The sequence below is a fragment of the Streptomyces changchenzhani genome (assembly GCF_039766235.1).
In the GTDB taxonomy this organism is placed as follows: Bacteria; Actinomycetota; Actinomycetes; order Streptomycetales; family Streptomycetaceae; genus Streptomyces.
The window spans coordinates 1,031,111-1,047,807 of sequence record NZ_JBDHNH010000001.1; the positions used below are offsets into that span (position 1 = coordinate 1,031,111).

The window sequence follows — 16,697 nt, forward strand, 5'->3', positions numbered from 1 at the left end:
TCGGGGCGGGCGGGTCCGCCCCCCGGTTGCCCGGCCGACCGCCCCTGCCTAGCACGGACCCCCAACCCCCGGACTCCATCGTTCCGTTCACGTCAATTCGCGACGAAGGGTGACGGAGTGCGTGCGTTATGTGATGTGCTGGGGCAAGTAGCTGACAGGTGGCGCACCACTGTTGTCCAGGGGGATCGAGGGAGGGGAGCGGCATGGGGGCGGAGTACAGCCGGCGCTGGGAATCGGGCGCCCTCGCGCATGCCGTTTCGGACCCGTTCGGACAGGGCCCGCTGCCCTGGCTGCGCGGCGGTGAGCACTACTTCGGCGACAGCGGGCAGGTGATCCCCTGGTACGCCGAGCAGCCGGAGTACGGCGACCACGTCGACCACATCGACTCGGCCACCGGGGCCAGGGTCCCGCGCCCCCGCGGCGCCACCACCGGCTCCCCCCGCACCGCCGACGACGTACGCCAGCAGATCAAGGGCTTCGTGTCCCCCGGCGCGGCCGCGCCCGGGGAGGCGATCGACTTCCACATCACGGTGGACCCGCCCCAGCAGTTCTCCGTCGACATCTACCGCATCGGCCACTACAGCGGCGACGGCGCGGCCAAGATCACCACCAGCCCCCGCCTGTCCGGCATCGTCCAGCCGCCCCCGCTCACCGCCGACCGCACGGTGTCCTGCCACCACTGGTGGCTCTCCTGGCGGCTCCAGATCCCGTCGTACTGGAACGTCGGCGCGTACGTCGCCGTGCTCACCACCGCCGACGGCTACCGCTCCCACGTCCCCTTCACCGTCCGCGACGACCACCCCGCCGATCTGCTCCTGCTCCTGCCCGACATCACCTGGCAGGCGTACAACCTCTACCCGGAGGACGGCCGTACGGGCGCCAGCCTCTACCACGCGTGGGACAGCATGGGCCGGCTCCTCGGCGAGGAGGACGCGGCGGTCACGGTCTCCTTCGACCGCCCCTACGCGGGTGCGGGCCTGCCCCTGCACGTCGGCCACGCGTACGACTTCATCCGCTGGGCCGAGCGTTACGGCTACGACCTCGCCTACGCCGACGCCAGCGACCTGCACGCCGGCCGCATCGACCCGACGCGCTACCGGGGCCTGGTCTTCCCGGGGCACGACGAGTACTGGTCGGTCCCGATGCGCCGCACCGCCGAGCTGGCCCGCGCCGGCGGCACCTCCCTCGTCTTCCTCTCGGCCAACACCATGTACTGGCAGGTGGAGCTGAGCCCGTCGCCGTCCGGCACCGCCGACCGCCTGCTCACCTGCCACAAGCGGCACGGTCCCGGTAAGTCCGCCCTGTGGCGCGAGGCGGACCGCCCCGAGCAGCAGCTGCTGGGCATCCAGTACGCGGGGAGGGTCCCCGAGCCGCGCCCCCTGGTCGTGCGGAACGCGGGCCACTGGCTGTGGGAGGCGACCGGCGCCGTGGAGAACGACGAGATCGAAGGACTGGTCGCGGGCGAGGCCGACCGGTACTTCCCGCGCACCGCCCTCCCCGAGCACCAGGGCCGCATCCTGCTCTCCCACTCGCCGTACCGCGACGGCGCGGGCACCCGCCGCCACCAGGAGACGTCCCTCTACCGGGCCCCCAGCGGCGCCCTGGTCTTCGCCTCGGGCACCTTCGCCTGGTCCCCGGCCCTGGACCGCCCGGGACACGTCGATTCCCGCGTGCAGCGGGCAACGGCCAACCTGCTCGACCACATCTGCAAGCGGGACTGAGAAGCGACCGGGAAGCGACCGGTAAGCGACCCGGAAGCGACCCGGAAGCGATGGGGAAGCGACTGAAGCGACAAGGCCGGAGCGACGTGGCCGAGACCCGCCCGGACGCCCCCGGCCCGCATGCGGGAGAATCAGCAACGCTCCTGGATCAACCTACGCGGAGGAACCGTGTCCGGATTCGTAGAAAAGCCCGAGCCGCTCCAGCTCCCGGGCCTGACCCACCTCCACACGGGCAAGGTGCGTGACCTCTACCAGAACGAGGCGGGCGACCTCGTGATGGTCGCCAGCGACCGCATCTCCGCGTACGACTGGGTGCTGCCCACGGAGATCCCCGACAAGGGGCGGGTGCTGACCAAGCTCTCGCTCTGGTGGTTCGACCAGCTCGCCGACATCGTCCCCAACCACGTCGTCTCCGCGGAGCTGCCGCCCGGCGCCCCGGCGGACTGGGCGGGGCGCACCCTCATCTGCAAGTCGCTGAAGATGGTGCCGGTCGAGTGCGTGGCCCGCGGCTACCTCTCGGGCTCCGGCCTCGTCGAGTACCGGCAGACCCGCACGGTCTGCGGGCTCGCGCTGCCCGAGGGCCTGGTCGACGGCTCGGAGCTGCCCGCCCCGATCTTCACGCCCGCCACCAAGGCGGCCGTCGGCGACCACGACGAGAACGTGAGCTACGAGGAAGTCGCCCGCCAGACCGGCGCCGAGACCGCCGCCCAGCTGCGCCAGACGACCCTCGCCGTCTACGGCAGGGCCCGTGACGTCGCCCGCGACCGCGGCATCATCCTCGCCGACACGAAGTTCGAGTTCGGGTTCGACGGCGAGCAGTTGATCATTGCCGACGAGGTGCTGACGCCGGACTCCTCCCGGTTCTGGCCCGCCGCCACCTGGGAGCCCGGCCACGCCCAGCCGTCGTACGACAAGCAGTACGTCCGCGACTGGCTGACCTCGGACGCCTCCGGCTGGGACCGCAAGGCCGAGCTGCCGCCGCCCGCGCTCCCGCAGGAGATCGTCGACGCGACCCGGTCGAAGTACCTGGAGGCGTACGAGCTGCTCACCGGCATCTCCTGGAGCTGATCGGGGGCCCGAGCGCACGAAGAAGGCCCCGGTCGCGTGGACCGGGGCCTTCTTCGTACTGCTCTGCTTCACCGAGCGGACGACCAGGTTCGAACTGGCGACCTCAACCTTGGCAAGGTTGCGCTCTACCAACTGAGCTACGTCCGCGTGCACCCGAAGGTGCGGAGTTCACTATACCCAACCTCGCTCACGCGCGATGCGCACCGCCGCGTGCCGGTTCTCGGCCCCGATCTTCGACGCGGCCGACGACAGATAGTTGCGTACGGTCCCCGGCGAGAGCGCCGCCCGCTCCGCGATCTCCGCGACGGGCGCGCCATTCGCCGCCAGTTCCAGGACCTCCGCCTCGCGCGCGGTCAGCGGCGAATCCCCCGCGGAGATCGCGTCGGCCGCCAACTCCGGGTCCACATAGCGGTTTCCCTCCTGGACGGTACGAATCAGCTCGGCCAGCCGCTGCGCGCTGACCGTCTTGGGTACGAACGCCCGCACCCCCGCCGCGAGCGCCCGCTTCAGATGCCCCGGCCGGCCGTGGCTGGTCACGATCATGCAGCGGCAGTCGGGCAGCTCGGCCCGGAGCGCTGTGGCGACACTCACACCGTCGGCGCCCGGCATCTGCAGATCGAGCACGGCGACATCGGGCCGGTACGCCCGCGCCATGGCCAGCGCCTCGGGCCCGGTGGCCGCCTGCGCGACGACGACCAGATCGTCCTCCAGCGCGAGCAGCGCGGCGAGCGCACCCCGGATCAGATGCTCGTCGTCGGCGAGCAGGACCCGGACGGGCGGAACAGCCGGTACGGGCGGAACCGGTGTTTCAGGGGGAGCGGTCATCTCGGCACCTCTCGGCTCAGCGGCACCCGCGATTCCGGCGGCGTCTCCCCGGCAGCCCGTACATCCCCGGACCCGCCATCCCGCACCTCCCCGCCCAGCGGCACCTCCGCGGTCAGCCGGAAGCGGCCGTCGTCCCGTATGCCCACCTCCAGCGTGCCGTCCAGCGCCGCCAGCCGTTCACCGAGCCCCGCGAGACCCGCGCCACCGGAACCACCCGCACTGCTGGAGCGCCCGGAGGCGCCGCCACCTCCCGGGCCCTCTGTCCCCTGCGTCACCCCGTCGTTCTCCACGACCAACGTGGCCACTTCGCCCGTCGCCGCCAGCGAGATCACACAGATATTGGCGTCCCCGTGCCGCAGCACATTCGTCGTCGCCTCCCGCACGACCCACCCGAGCGCCGACTGCACGGGAGCCGGCAGGTGCTGCGTACCTTCGTCGCCGCTCACCCGGCAGTCGATGCCCGCCGCACTCAACACCCCGCGCGCACCTTCCAGTTCGGCCCGCAGGTCGGCCTCGCGGTAGCCGCGCACCACATCCCTGATCTCACGCTGCGCCTCCTGGGCGATCCGCTGCACCTCGGCCATCTGGTCCACCGCCGCCGGCTTGCCGCGCCGCGCCAGCTGCACGGCGAGCTCGCTCTTGAGCGCGATCACGGCCAGATTCCGCCCCATGACGTCGTGCATGTCCCGCCCGAACCGCAGCCGTTCCTCCGCGACCGCCAGCCGCGCCTGGGCGCCGCGGGCCCGGTCGAGCTCCCAGACCAGTGACAGGAACCAGGCCGTGGACCGCGCGGCGAACATCGAGAAGAGCGCCGTGATCAGGACGGCCACCGCGCAGCCCACGGCCAGTCCGGCGTCCTCCCCGATCGCGAGAATCGCCCCGGCCAGGGCCGCCGCGACCAGCACGGTCCACAACAGGAGCCGCCGCATCGTCGACAGCATGTACACGGACATCGCGGTGGGCACCAGGGCGAACGGCAGCAGCTGGGCCAGGGCCGCCCCGTCACCGATGCCGCCGGACGCCTGGAGGGCCACCGACAGCCCCAGCACGCAGGCACCCAATGCCAGGGCGACGCCCGCCGAAAGGCGAGGAACGGGCGCCGCGTCCAGATAGTGCGCGAGCGCGCGGCGCATCGTGTCCATCGCCACCGCGCACTGGGCCACCCCGAGCACCAACAGGCTCTGCCCGAGGGCGGCGGCGCCGGGTTCATGGTCCGGGGACACCACAACGGGGACGAGGAAGCCGGCCATGAACGACCACGGCAGCACGTACAGCGTCGAGCGCATGTACAGGTCCAGCTGCTCGGCCTGGCTCCGCTTGCGCCAGATGCGCCTCATGCCCGCTCCCACACTCCTTCGGATTCCCCCGCCGCTATCGCCGCGGCTCCCACCGGAACCACCTCTGTACGGCGAATCCTGACAGTACGGTCCAGGCCACCGCCGTAACGACGGCGCCCAGCGCCTCGTACGCCCCCAGCTGTCCGGTCCAGCCGCCGCGCACCAGCTCTACCACCGGCGACAGCGGCAGCAGCTCACAGACCGAGGCCAGCTTGTCGGGCAGCATCTCCAGCGGTACGACCACCCCGGAGCCGGCCATCGACACCAGCATCATCGGCATGATCGTGAGCTGCGAACCCTCCGCGGACCTCGTGACGATCGTGGTCGCCGCCGCCAGCGTGCCCGAGAGCACCATGCCGAGCAGGATCCCGGTCACCACGAGGAGGGGGTTCTCCGGCATCTCCATGCCGAGGACGGTCGCCCCCGCGACGACCAGCACCACGCACTGCACGATCCCGGCCGCGATCGTGGCGACCGCCGTCCCGGTCAGAATCTCCGCATCCCCCGGCTCCCCGGTGCGCAGCCGCTTGAGCACCAGCTCCTCGCGCCGCACCACAAAGACCGAGACCAGCGCCGAGTACACCCCGAAGAGCAGCACGAACGCCACGGCCATCGGCATCACCGCCGAGCCGATCGTCAGTCCGGCCTTGTCCAGGTCCATGTCGTCGAAGGCCGGGCGCATCGCAACGGTCAGTCCGATGGGCAGCACCAGCGCGGTGAAGAGAACCGCCTTGTGCCGTACGAGCAGGGTCAGTTCGGCCCGGGTCAGCGCGGCCACCCGCCCCACCGCGGTCGTACGTACCTGGCCCGATCCGGCCTTCGCGCCCGCCGGATCCACTGTGGTCACCGTGCTCATCGTGCCCCCACCTCTGCCCGCTGCGCCGTCTGCGGCGTACCAGCCTTCGCCTCCCGTGCGATGTGCAGGAAGGCCTCCTCCAGCGAAGCGGACCGCACATCGAGCCCGCGCAGTTCAACCCCGGCGTCCGACGCCCAGGTCAGCAGCCCGGTGGCGGTCTGCTGGAGCGTCGCCGTGTGCAGCCGCACCGTGCGGCCCTTCACTTCGTGTCCCGAGACGCCCAGCGCCCGCAGCGGCGGCAGATCCCCCAGGTGGTAGGCGTCCGGCAGCTCGAAGGAGATCTGCGCGGGATACGCGGCCACCACCTCCTCGACCCGCCCCTCGGCGGCGATCCGCCCCTGGTGCATGATCGCCAGCCGGTCGGCGAGCTGCTCGGCCTCCTCCAGATAGTGCGTGGTCAGCAGTACGGTCGTGCCCGCGTCCCGCAGCTCGCGCACCAACCCCCAGGTGTCGCGCCGCCCTTCGGCGTCCAGGCCGGTCGTCGGCTCGTCCAGGAAGAGCACCTCGGGTCGGCCGATCAGGGCCATCGCCAGGTCGAGCCGCCGCCGTTCACCCCCGGACAGCTGCTTCACCCGTACGCCCGCACGCCCTTCGAGCCCCACCAGCTCCAGCGCCTCGTCCACCGGCCGCGCCCCGCTGGTGCACCCCGCCCACATACGCCCCGTTTCACGCACGGTCAGCTCGGACGGGAAGCCGCCCTCCTGGAGCATCACGCCGATCCGGGGCCGGACCTCGGCGCGCTCGGTGTACGGGTCGTGGCCGAGCACCCGCACCCGGCCCGAGCTGGGCCGGGACAGGCCCTCGATCAGTTCCAGGGTGGAGGTCTTGCCCGCGCCGTTGGTGCCGAGCAGCGCGAAGAGCTCGCCGCGCGCCACGGAGAAGGAGAGGGAACGGACGGCCTCGAATCCGCCGGCGTAGGTCCGCCCGAGCTCCTCGGCCTCGATCACATATTCATGGGTGGTCATGTCTCCAGACTTCCGCCGGGAGACGGCCGGCGGCAGTGCGCGCTGTCACCGGAGCTCATGACAAATGTCATCGGGGGGCACAGTCGGGGCGCGCAGTCGGAGCGCGCACACGAAGAAGGCCCCGGTCGCGTGGACCGGGGCCTTCTTCGTACTGCTCTACTTCGCTGAGCGGACGACCAGGTTCGAACTGGCGACCTCAACCTTGGCAAGGTTGCGCTCTACCAACTGAGCTACGTCCGCAATGCAACCAGCCCCGGACGTGCGGGCGGTGCAAGCATCATCCTACCGGATCCACCGGAGTGGTCGGTGAGCGATGCAGAGCGGGTGACAGGAATTGCACACTGCGCCTTCCCCCTGGAAGGGGGATGTTCTACTACTGAACTACACCCGCATGCTGCTTGGGGCCCGGCTTTTCGGCCTTGCCCTTCGGCGTGCTCCGAACTCTAGCCGACGAGCAGGGGTGCAATGCAAGTCGGTAGTTCGGTCAGATCTCGGACGGGCCACGGTCACCCCCCGGCGGTACCTCCGCCGGGCGTCGGCCGAGGTCCCGATGGCGCCCCCGTCGCACGTCGGCCGCGGTCCCCGGTCCGGGGACCGCGGCCGACCGCAAGCCTCAGACCGATGCCGCGGTGAAGGCCTCGTAGACCTTCTTCGGGATGCGGCCGCGGGCCGGCACGTCCATCTGGTGCGAGCGGGCCCAGGCACGGACGGCCGCCGGGTCGGGGGCGACATCGGTGTGCCGGTAGACCTTGCCGGACCTCGACTGCTTTCGGCCCGCCTCCAGGAACGGCTCCAGGGAGGTGCGCAGTTTCTTTGCATTGGTGGGATTCAGGTCGATCTCGTACGACTTCCCGTCCAGGCCGAACGTGACCGTTTCCGCTGCTTCCCCTCCGTCGATGTCGTCGGAGAGCGTGACCACGACGCGCTGAGCCACGGATATCGGTCCTTTCCTGCGGCAACACCGCGTCTGACGTGCGGCGACACCGGTCATCCGGCGGATTTGGGGCAATGCTGATTTTGTCGCTATTCCTTTGTACATCGACAAGCATTGCATTGTGAAGCCCAGTTAATTTCATCCGCGTGTCCGTGCGCAATCGGAGGCGCCCATTTTTTCCTCGATTTTCCCTCGGGTTGTCGCCGCCGATACCGGAACGTGATCGGAGTCAACCTATATCTACCCGCGTAGAATCTCCGGGCGGGTACGCTGACTGAACCGCCTTACGCACCACACCACCACCGGGAGTGCCCGTGGCACGCGTCGTAGTCGACGTCATGCTCAAGCCCGAGATTCTCGACCCGCAGGGCCAGGCGGTGCAGCGTGCACTGCCCCGGCTTGGCTTCGAGGGAATCGCGGACGTACGTCAGGGAAAGCGCTTCGAGCTGGAGGTCGAGGGGCCGGTCGATGCCGCCGCCCTCGCCCGCATCAATGAGATGGCCGAAACTTTCCTCGCCAACACCGTCATCGAGGACTTCACCGTGAAGGTGGAGGAGCCGAAGTGACCGCTCGCATCGGAGTCGTCACCTTTCCAGGGACGCTCGACGACCGGGACAGCCTGCGCGCCGTCCGGATCGCGGGCGCCGAGCCGGTCTCACTGTGGCACCGCGACAAGGACCTCAAGCAGGTCGACGCGGTGGTGCTCGCGGGAGGCTTCTCCTATGGCGACTACCTGCGGGCCGGGGCGATTTCGCGCTTCTCGCCGGTGATGGAGACCGTCATCGAGCAGGCGAAGGCCGGTATGCCGGTCCTCGGAATCTGCAACGGTTTCCAGGTGCTGACCGAGTCGCACCTGCTGCCCGGCGCGATGCTCCGCAACAATCACCTGCACTTCATCTGCCGCGACCAGAAGCTGCGGGTGGAGAACGCGAAGACCGCCTGGACCGCCGATTACGCCGCCGGTCAGGAAATCTCCGTACCCCTCAAGAACATCGACGGCCAGTACGTCGCCGACGAGCACACGCTCGACGAGCTGGAGGCCGAGGGCCGGGTCGCCTTCCGCTACCTCGACGGAAACCCGAACGGTTCGCTGCGCGACATCGCCGGCATCTCCAATGCCGCGGGCAATGTCGTCGGCCTGATGCCGCACCCGGAGCACGCCGTGGACCCGCTGGTCGGGACCGGGCGCACCGACGGCCTCGGATTCTTCACCTCGATCCTCAAGAAGCTGGTCAACGCATGAGCCTCGACACGGTCAAGCACGCGACCGACACCCCGGATGCCGAACAGCCCTGGGCCGAACTCGGCCTGAAACAGGACGAATACGCGCGCATTCACGAGATCCTTGAGCGCCGCCCCACCGGCGCCGAGCTCGCCATGTACTCCGTGATGTGGTCCGAGCACTGCTCGTACAAGAGCAGCAAGGTCCACCTCAAGCAGTTCAGCGAGAAGATCCCGCCGAACGACGCGATGCTCGTCGGCATCGGCGAGAACGCCGGCGTGGTGGACATCGGCCAGGGTTACGCCGTCACCTTCAAGGTCGAGTCGCACAACCACCCCTCGTACATCGAGCCCTACCAGGGCGCGGCCACGGGCGTCGGCGGCATCGTCCGCGACATCCTGGCGATGGGCGCCCGCCCGGTCGCCGTCGTCGACCCGCTGCGCTTCGGCGCGGCCGACCACCCCGACACCCGGCGGGTGCTGCCCGGTGTCGTCTCCGGCATCGGCGGCTACGGCAACTGCCTGGGCCTGCCGAACATCGGCGGCGAGGTTGTCTTCGACGAGTGCTACCAGGGCAACCCGCTGGTCAACGCCGGCTGCATCGGCGTCATGAGGCACGAGGACATCCACCTCGCCAAGGCCAGCGGCCCCGGCAACAAGGTGATCCTTTACGGCGCCAGGACCGGCGGCGACGGCATCGGCGGTGTCTCGGTCCTCGCGTCCGAGACCTTCGACGATGCGAAGCCCACCAAGCGTCCCGCCGTGCAGGTCGGCGACCCCTTCCAGGAGAAGCTCCTCATCGAGTGCACCCTGGAGATCTTCCGCGAGGACCTGGTGGACGGCATCCAGGACCTGGGCGGCGCGGGTCTGTCCTGCGCGACGTCGGAGCTGGCTTCGGCGGGGTCCGGCGGTATGCGCGTGGAGCTGGACACCGTTCCGCTGCGCGACTCCTCGCTCTCGCCCGAGGAAATCCTCATGAGCGAGTCGCAGGAGCGCATGTGCGCGATCGTGGAGCCCGGCAAGGTCGAGCGCTTCATGGAGATCTGCGAGAAGTGGGACGTCATCGCCACCGTCATCGGTGAGGTGACCGAGGGCACCCAGCTGGAGATCTTCTGGCACGGCGAGCAGATCGTCGACGTACCGCCGAGGTCCGTGGCGCACGAGGGCCCGACGTACAACCGGCCGTACGCCCGCCCGTCCTGGCAGGACGCACTGCAGGCGGATGACGCCAACAAGCTGGCGCGGCCGGCGAGTTCGGCCGAACTGCGCGAGCAGGTCCTCAGGCTGGTCGGCTCGCCGAACCAGGCCTCGAAGTCCTGGATCACCGACCAGTACGACCGCTTCGTGCAGGGCAACACGGTGCTGGCCCAGCCCGAGGACGCCGGCATGGTCCGGGTCGACGAGGACACCAACCTCGGTGTCGCCATCGCAACTGACGGCAACGGCCGGTTCGCGAAGCTCGACCCGTACACCGGCGCGCAGTTGGCGCTGGCCGAGTCGTACCGCAATGTCGCCGCGTCCGGCGCCAAGCCGCTCGCGATCTCCGACTGCCTGAACTTCGGCTCCCCCGAGGACCCGGACGTCATGTGGCAGTTCGCGGAGGCGTGTCGCGGACTGGCCGACGGCTGCCTGCAGTTGGGCACCCCGGTGACCGGCGGCAATGTCTCGCTCTACAACCAGACCGGCGACACGGCCATCCACCCGACGCCCGTTGTCGCGGTGCTCGGCGTGATCGACGACGTGACGCGGCGTACCCCGGTCGCCTTCGCGGAAGAGGGCCAGCTCCTCTACCTGCTCGGCGACACCCACGAGGAACTGGGCGGCTCCGCTTGGTCCCAGGTCGTGCACAACCACCTCGGCGGCATGCCGCCCAAGGTCGACCTGGACCGCGAGAAGCTGCTCGGCGAGATCCTGATCTCGGGCTCGCGCGACGGCATGGTCGACGCGGCGCACGACCTGAGCGACGGCGGCCTGATCCAGGCCGTCACCGAGTCCTGCCTGCGGGGCGGGAAGGGCGCGCGGCTGGTCGTGCCGGACGGGCTGGACCCGTTCGTCTTCCTGTTCTCGGAGTCGGCGGGCCGGGCGATCGTGTCCGTGCCGCGCAGCGAGGAGCTCCGGTTCAACGACATGTGCGGGGCGCGTGGCCTGCCGGTCACCCGCATCGGTGTGGTGGACGGCGACGAGGTCGAGGTGCAGGGCCAGTTCAGCATCCCGCTGAGCGAGCTCCGTACGGCGCACGAAGAGACGATCCCGGGCCTGTTCGCCTGACAGTCGACAGCCGACAGCCTGACAGTACGAGCATGGTTGGTGCCCCCGCCCGGACCGTTCGGGCGGGGGCACAGCTGTCTCTCCCTTGCGCGGGACCTTGTGCGGGACCTTGCGGGGGATTCCCTACGGCATCCCGTTCTCCTGGACCGGCGTCGGTGTCGGACCCAGCAGTTAATGTCGGTTCCATGCCTCCGGCCCAGAAGCGCACCCGCCGCTACGACCCCGCGAAGACCCGCGCCGCCGTCCTCGCGCAGATCGACCATGTGCGGGAGGCGCTGCGCACGCTGACGCCCGAGCAGCTCGCGCTGCCGACGCGCCTCGGGGACTGGACGGTCCACGAGCTGGTGGCGCATCTCACGATGGTCGTGGGGGCGATCAGCAGCAACCTGGAGGGGCCCGCACCCCTCAAGCAGGAACTCACCCTCCTCGAATGGCCGTTCGCGACGGTCAGGCACGCCGGGGACATCTCCGAGGACACCAGGGGAATCGCCGCTTCGGCCCCGGACCCCGATGCGCTGTTCACGCTGTTCGACCGTACGGCGGTGCGCGTGGCCGAGCTGCTGGTGGCGACGCCGGACGACCGGCTCGTCGCGGCCCGCCCCGGCGCGATGCGCCTCGACGACTTCCTGGTCAGCCGCACCGTGGAGCTGACCGTCCACACCGACGACCTGAACCGGGCCACGGGCCTGACCGTCCCGTTCGACCGCCAGGCCCTGGCGGCCTGCACCCGGCTGCTCGCCGACGCGCTCGCGGTGAAGGCACCGGGCGGCTCGGTGGAGGTCCGTATCCCGCCGTACGCGGTGGTGCAGTGCGTGCAGGGCCCCCGGCACACGCGGGGCACCCCGCCGAACGTGGTCGAGACGGATCCGCTGACGTGGATCCGGCTGGCGACGGGCCGGCTGGGCTGGGCGGAGGCACGGGCCGAGGCGAAGGTCAGCGCGAGCGGAGAGCGGGCGGACCTTTCGCAGCTGCTGCCGATTCTTGGGTAGGGGACAAGCCCGCCGCAGGCGCCCCCGCGAAGCGGACCCCCGACCCCCAAGTGGAACCGGATGCACCACTCCCCCCGTCCCATCGCCATGGATATGACACGCACGCGCCTCCCCGTCACCGCCCTCGCCCTCCTCGCCCTGACCGCGGCCGCCTGCGGCACCGACACCGGATCGAACGCCGGAGGCGAAGGCACCGTAAAGCCCGACCTGGCCGTCACCGGGATCGACTGGGCCGTCGAGAGCGTGACCGTGGACGGCAAGAAGATCCCCGCGCCCAAGGGCACCCGGGTCACGATCGACGACAAGGGCCGCGCCTACGGCAACAGCGGCTGCAACTCCTTCGGAGCCGAAGCCACCGTCAAGGGCGACACGGTCACGGTGGGGACGGTCCAGTCCACGGAGATGGCCTGCGAGAAGGACATCCAGAAGTTCGAGGGAAGCCTGCAGGCCGCCTTCGCCGGGAAGCTCAAGGGCAAGGTCACCGACGACCGCCTGACGCTGACGACGGCGAAGGGCGACAGCATCGCGATGTCGGCCGAGCCCCCGGAGCCCAACGCCAAGCTCACCGGAACCAAGTGGGACGTGGAATCACTCGTCCAGGGCGAGAGCGTCACCTCGCTGCCCTCCGACACGGCGGGCAAGGCGGAGCTGATCTTCGCCAAGGACGGTTCGGTGGGCGGCAGCACCAGCTGCAACCACCTCAGCGGCAAGGCGGCCGTCGCCGGGTCCACCATCACCTTCTCCAAGGTGGCGACGACCAAGAAGATGTGCACACCGGAGGCCATGCGGACCGAGCGGGACCTGCTCAAGATCCTTGACGGCAAGGCGGACTACGAGATCAAGGGATCCAAGCTGTCCCTCACCGCCGCGGGCGGCGACGGCTTGGAGGCCAGGGCCGCCAAGCAGAAGTAGACCCGCCGGGGGCCGGCCGAGGCCCGCCTCGCGGACCCTCCGGAATCACCCGGTGGCACTGAGTGCCGCGGCCCGTCGCCGCCCCGCGCGGAGCCCCCACCCGCACCACCACTCCGCCCCGATTCCGAGGCGCCTTCCCAAAACGGGTGTATCCGTCACATACCCCCTCGTACCCCTGATCCGGACATTGGTCGGGACCGTCCGCTCCACCCCAGGTGGGCGCCCGTCCGCGTCCCCAATTCGGACCAGTGGTCGATCTCGCCTACACTCGGTGCCGTGCCTCGTGGTGATGGACGACTCAACCACGACCTGCTCCCCGGAGAGAAAGGCCCCCAGGACGCTTGCGGCGTCTTCGGTGTCTGGGCTCCGGGCGAAGAGGTCGCCAAGCTCGCCTATTTCGGACTGTATGCCCTGCAGCACCGTGGACAGGAGTCCGCGGGCATCGCAGTGAGCAACGGGTCTCAGATCCTCGTCTTCAAGGACATGGGACTGGTCTCGCAAGTCTTCGACGAAACATCTCTCAGCTCCCTCCTGGGTCATATCGCGGTGGGCCATGCCCGCTACTCCACCACCGGAGCCTCGGTGTGGGAGAACGCTCAGCCGACCTTCCGTGCCACCGCGCACGGATCGATCGCGCTGGGTCACAACGGCAACCTGGTCAACACGGCGGAGCTCGCCGAGATGGTCGCCGCCCTGCCCAAGGTGAACGGCCGCGCGACTCAGGTCGCCGCGACCAACGACACCGATCTGATCACCGCTCTGCTGGCCGGTCAGACGGACGACGACGGCAAGCCGCTCACCATCGAGGAAGCCGCCGCAAAGGTTCTCCCTCAGGTGATGGGCGCCTTCTCCCTCGTCTTCATGGACGAGGGCACGCTGTACGCGGCCAGGGACCCGCAGGGCATCCGCCCGCTCGTCCTGGGCCGTCTGGAGCGCGGCTGGGTGGTGGCCTCCGAGTCCGCCGCCCTGGACATCTGCGGCGCCGCCTACGTCCGTGAGGTCGAGCCCGGCGAGATGCTGGCCATCGACGAGAACGGACTGCGCACCTCCCGATTCGCGGAAGCGAAGCCCAAGGGGTGTGTCTTCGAGTACGTCTATCTGGCTCGTCCCGACACCGACATCGCCGGCCGGAACGTCTATCTCTCCCGGGTGGAGATGGGCCGCAAGCTCGCCAAGGAAGCCCCGGCGGAAGCCGACCTGGTGATAGCGACACCGGAATCCGGCACGCCGGCCGCCATTGGCTACGCCGAGGCCAGCGGAATCCCGTTCGGCGCCGGACTGGTCAAGAACGCCTATGTCGGCCGGACCTTCATCCAGCCGTCCCAGACGATCCGACAGCTGGGTATCCGCCTCAAGCTCAACCCGCTCAAGGAAGTCATCCGGGGCAAGCGCCTGGTGGTCGTCGACGACTCGATCGTCCGCGGCAACACCCAGCGCGCTCTGGTCAAGATGCTCCGCGAGGCGGGCGCCGCCGAGATCCACATTCGGATCTCGTCGCCGCCGGTGAAGTGGCCCTGCTTCTTCGGCATCGACTTCGCCACGCGTGCGGAGCTGATCGCCAACGGCATGTCCGTGGACGAGATCGCCAGATCCATGGGGGCGGACTCGCTGTCGTACATCTCCCTCGAAGGCATGATCGAGTCGACCACCATCCCGAAGTCGAACCTCTGCTGTGCCTGCTTCGACGGTGAGTACCCGATGGACCTTCCCGACCCGGAGCTGCTCGGTAAGCAGCTCCTGGAGAGCGAGCTGGCAGCCGGCCCGGCCAACACGGCCGCAGCCGACGCGCTCCGCCGCCCGTAACGCCCCGTTTCACGACACGAAAGTTCCCAGCGCCATGCCTCCTGAATCTTCTGAGCATGCTCCGCACGCGGGCACCGGTGCCAGTGCCAGCTATGCCTCCGCGGGCGTCGACATCGAAGCCGGCGACCGCGCCGTAGAGCTGATGAAGGAGTGGGTGAAGAAGACGAAGCGGCCCGAGGTCCTCGGTGGCCTCGGCGGTTTCGCCGGTCTCTTCGACGCCTCGGCGCTCAAGCGCTACGAGCGTCCGCTGCTCGCCTCCGCCACCGACGGCGTCGGCACGAAGGTCGATCTCGCCCGCAAGATGGGCGTGTACGACACGATCGGCCACGACCTCGTGGGCATGGTCGTGGACGACCTCGTCGTCTGTGGCGCCGAGCCGCTCTTCATGACCGACTACATCTGTGTCGGCAAGGTGCATCCCGAGCGTGTCGCGGCCATTGTCAAGGGCATCGCCGCGGGCTGTGTCCTCGCGGGCTGCGCCCTGGTCGGCGGGGAGACAGCCGAGCACCCGGGTCTGCTCGGCGAGGACGACTTCGATGTCGCGGGAGCCGGCACGGGCGTGGTGGAGTACGACCAGCTGCTTGGCGCGGACCGTATCCGTAAGGGGGACGCGGTGATCGCCATGGCGTCCTCCGGTCTTCACTCGAACGGGTACTCACTGGTGCGGCATGTGGTCTTCGACCGCGCCGGCTGGTCGCTGGACCGCGAGGTCGAGGAGTTCGGCCGGACGCTCGGCGAGGAGCTGCTGGAGCCCACCAAGATCTACTCGCTGGACTGCCTGGCCGTCACGCGCACCACCCAAGTGCACGCTTTCAGCCACATCACGGGCGGCGGCCTGGCGAACAACCTGGCCCGGGTGGTCCCCGACCACCTGCACGCCACGGTGGACCGCTCGACCTGGACCCCCGGCGCGGTCTTCGACCTGGTCGGCAAGGCGGGCAACGTCGAGCAGCTGGAGCTGGAGAAGACCCTCAACATGGGCGTCGGCATGATGGCCGTCGTCCCGGAGGAGTCGGTGGACGTGACTCTGTCGGTCCTCGCCGACCGCGGTGTGGCCGCCTGGATCGCAGGAGAGATCACCGAGCGGGGCGAGCACCGCGAGGGCGCCACGCTGACCGGCACCTATTCACGCTGAGGACCAGCCGAGGACACCTGAAAGCAGCTTGTCGGGAAGCACCCGACAAGCTGCTGAAGGCACCGTGAACCACAGTCCTCGTGGGCAGCACAGTCCTCGCCGGGAGCACAGTCCCCGCGGGGAGCACAGAACCCGGTCCCGGGCTCGCGCCCCGGACCGGGTCAGGTGATGGCCGTACGACGTCAAGCGCCGCGACGTTGCGCCGAGGGGCCGGACTGGTCGTCCTCGTCCCCGTCGTCGTTGTACTGCGACGCGTACTGTGCGTACGGGTCGTCTTCTTCGTCGTCGTCCTCGAACGGCTCGCCATTCGGCGGCTGTTGCGAAGTCGAAGCGCCCAGCTCATTGGCCAGACGCGACAGATCTGTCCCGCCGCTGCTGTACTTCAGCTGGCGGGCGACCTTGGTCTGCTTGGCCTTTGCCCGGCCGCGCCCCATGGCTCGACCCCCTCGGTGACGGGGCTCGATGGCCCCAGAGTCTTGACACCCGTTCATGGTTGGGAACGGTCTCTCCTCGGAGAGGCCGGTCCGCAGGACTTCAACGGTACCTGCTTCCGCGGCCATACGGTACGCCGTCCGCATGACATGCCCCGGTGCAGAACCCGCGAGATGCCCTGTACTCGCTGGTCAACCGCGATTTTAACCTCTTCTGGAGGGCCGACCCGCC

15 protein-coding genes and 3 tRNA genes are annotated in these 16,697 nt (G+C 69.6%); 9 read left to right on the forward strand and 9 right to left on the reverse strand.

Annotation, left to right across the window (positions count from 1 at the left end):
• Window positions 1-203 precede the first annotated feature (203 nt).
• Window positions 204-1,721: a N,N-dimethylformamidase beta subunit family domain-containing protein gene (locus ABCR94_RS04895; protein ID WP_347117759.1), complete on the forward strand. Its 1,518-nt coding sequence runs from the start codon at window positions 204-206 to the stop codon at window positions 1,719-1,721.
• A gap of 168 nt (window positions 1,722-1,889) precedes the next feature.
• Complete coding sequence (locus tag ABCR94_RS04900) at window positions 1,890-2,789, forward strand: phosphoribosylaminoimidazolesuccinocarboxamide synthase (protein WP_347117760.1); 900 nt, start codon at window positions 1,890-1,892, stop codon at window positions 2,787-2,789.
• A gap of 74 nt (window positions 2,790-2,863) precedes the next feature.
• Here the strand turns inward: ABCR94_RS04900 and ABCR94_RS04905 are convergent.
• The 8 genes from ABCR94_RS04905 to ABCR94_RS04940 form a co-directional block, all read right to left on the reverse strand.
• Window positions 2,864-2,936 (reverse strand) — tRNA-Gly (locus ABCR94_RS04905).
• Window positions 2,937-2,960: 24 nt separating this feature from the next.
• Window positions 2,961-3,614 (reverse strand): response regulator, encoded by a 654-nt coding sequence (locus tag ABCR94_RS04910; RefSeq protein ID WP_347117762.1) that lies wholly within the window; start codon window positions 3,612-3,614, stop codon window positions 2,961-2,963.
• Window positions 3,611-4,951, reverse strand: a complete 1,341-nt coding sequence (locus tag ABCR94_RS04915) for a sensor histidine kinase (protein ID WP_347117763.1) — start codon at window positions 4,949-4,951, stop codon at window positions 3,611-3,613. The genes ABCR94_RS04910 and ABCR94_RS04915 overlap by 4 nt, the downstream gene beginning before the upstream one ends.
• Window positions 4,952-4,985: 34 nt before the next feature.
• On the reverse strand, window positions 4,986-5,807 hold the full coding sequence (locus tag ABCR94_RS04920) for an ABC transporter permease (protein WP_347117764.1): 822 nt from the start codon (window positions 5,805-5,807) through the stop codon (window positions 4,986-4,988).
• Window positions 5,804-6,772 (reverse strand): ABC transporter ATP-binding protein, encoded by a 969-nt coding sequence (locus ABCR94_RS04925; protein WP_347117765.1) that lies wholly within the window; start codon window positions 6,770-6,772, stop codon window positions 5,804-5,806. Before ABCR94_RS04925 ends, ABCR94_RS04920 begins: the two co-directional genes overlap by 4 nt.
• Window positions 6,773-6,939: 167 nt before the next feature.
• Window positions 6,940-7,012 (reverse strand) — tRNA-Gly (locus ABCR94_RS04930).
• Window positions 7,013-7,091: 79 nt separating this feature from the next.
• Window positions 7,092-7,163, reverse strand: a tRNA-Gly gene (locus ABCR94_RS04935).
• Window positions 7,164-7,385: 222 nt separating this feature from the next.
• Entirely contained in the window at window positions 7,386-7,706 is a 321-nt protein-coding gene (locus ABCR94_RS04940) for a histone-like nucleoid-structuring protein Lsr2 (RefSeq protein ID WP_347117766.1), read from the reverse strand.
• Between the two features lie 314 nt (window positions 7,707-8,020).
• On the opposite strand from ABCR94_RS04940, the gene purS reads away from it, so the two are divergent.
• The 7 genes from purS to purM all read left to right on the forward strand — a co-directional run bounded on the left by purS (window position 8,021) and on the right by purM (window position 16,034).
• Complete coding sequence (gene purS / locus ABCR94_RS04945) at window positions 8,021-8,272, forward strand: phosphoribosylformylglycinamidine synthase subunit PurS (RefSeq protein WP_347117768.1); 252 nt, start codon at window positions 8,021-8,023, stop codon at window positions 8,270-8,272.
• Window positions 8,269-8,949 (forward strand): phosphoribosylformylglycinamidine synthase subunit PurQ, encoded by a 681-nt coding sequence (purQ, locus tag ABCR94_RS04950; RefSeq protein WP_347117769.1) that lies wholly within the window; start codon window positions 8,269-8,271, stop codon window positions 8,947-8,949. Before purS ends, purQ begins: the two co-directional genes overlap by 4 nt.
• On the forward strand, window positions 8,946-11,195 hold the full coding sequence (gene purL, locus ABCR94_RS04955) for a phosphoribosylformylglycinamidine synthase subunit PurL (protein WP_347117770.1): 2,250 nt from the start codon (window positions 8,946-8,948) through the stop codon (window positions 11,193-11,195). Before purQ ends, purL begins: the two co-directional genes overlap by 4 nt.
• A 185-nt stretch (window positions 11,196-11,380) precedes the next feature.
• Window positions 11,381-12,184 (forward strand): maleylpyruvate isomerase family mycothiol-dependent enzyme, encoded by an 804-nt coding sequence (locus ABCR94_RS04960; protein WP_347117772.1) that lies wholly within the window; start codon window positions 11,381-11,383, stop codon window positions 12,182-12,184.
• 93 nt (window positions 12,185-12,277) lie between these two features.
• Window positions 12,278-13,096, forward strand: a complete 819-nt coding sequence (locus tag ABCR94_RS04965) for an META domain-containing protein (protein ID WP_347117774.1) — start codon at window positions 12,278-12,280, stop codon at window positions 13,094-13,096.
• 276 nt (window positions 13,097-13,372) lie between these two features.
• Window positions 13,373-14,899 carry an amidophosphoribosyltransferase gene (gene purF / locus ABCR94_RS04970; RefSeq protein WP_347117775.1) on the forward strand — a complete coding sequence of 509 codons (1,527 nt, stop codon included), beginning with the start codon at window positions 13,373-13,375 and terminating at the stop codon, window positions 14,897-14,899.
• Window positions 14,900-14,933: 34 nt separating this feature from the next.
• Window positions 14,934-16,034, forward strand: coding sequence for a phosphoribosylformylglycinamidine cyclo-ligase (gene purM / locus ABCR94_RS04975; RefSeq protein ID WP_347117777.1), 1,101 nt, complete (start codon window positions 14,934-14,936; stop codon window positions 16,032-16,034).
• A 182-nt stretch (window positions 16,035-16,216) separates the two neighbouring features.
• Here the strand turns inward: purM and ABCR94_RS04980 are convergent, their stop codons facing one another.
• Complete coding sequence (locus ABCR94_RS04980) at window positions 16,217-16,468, reverse strand: DUF3073 family protein (RefSeq protein ID WP_283519331.1); 252 nt, start codon at window positions 16,466-16,468, stop codon at window positions 16,217-16,219.
• Window positions 16,469-16,697 lie beyond the last annotated feature (229 nt).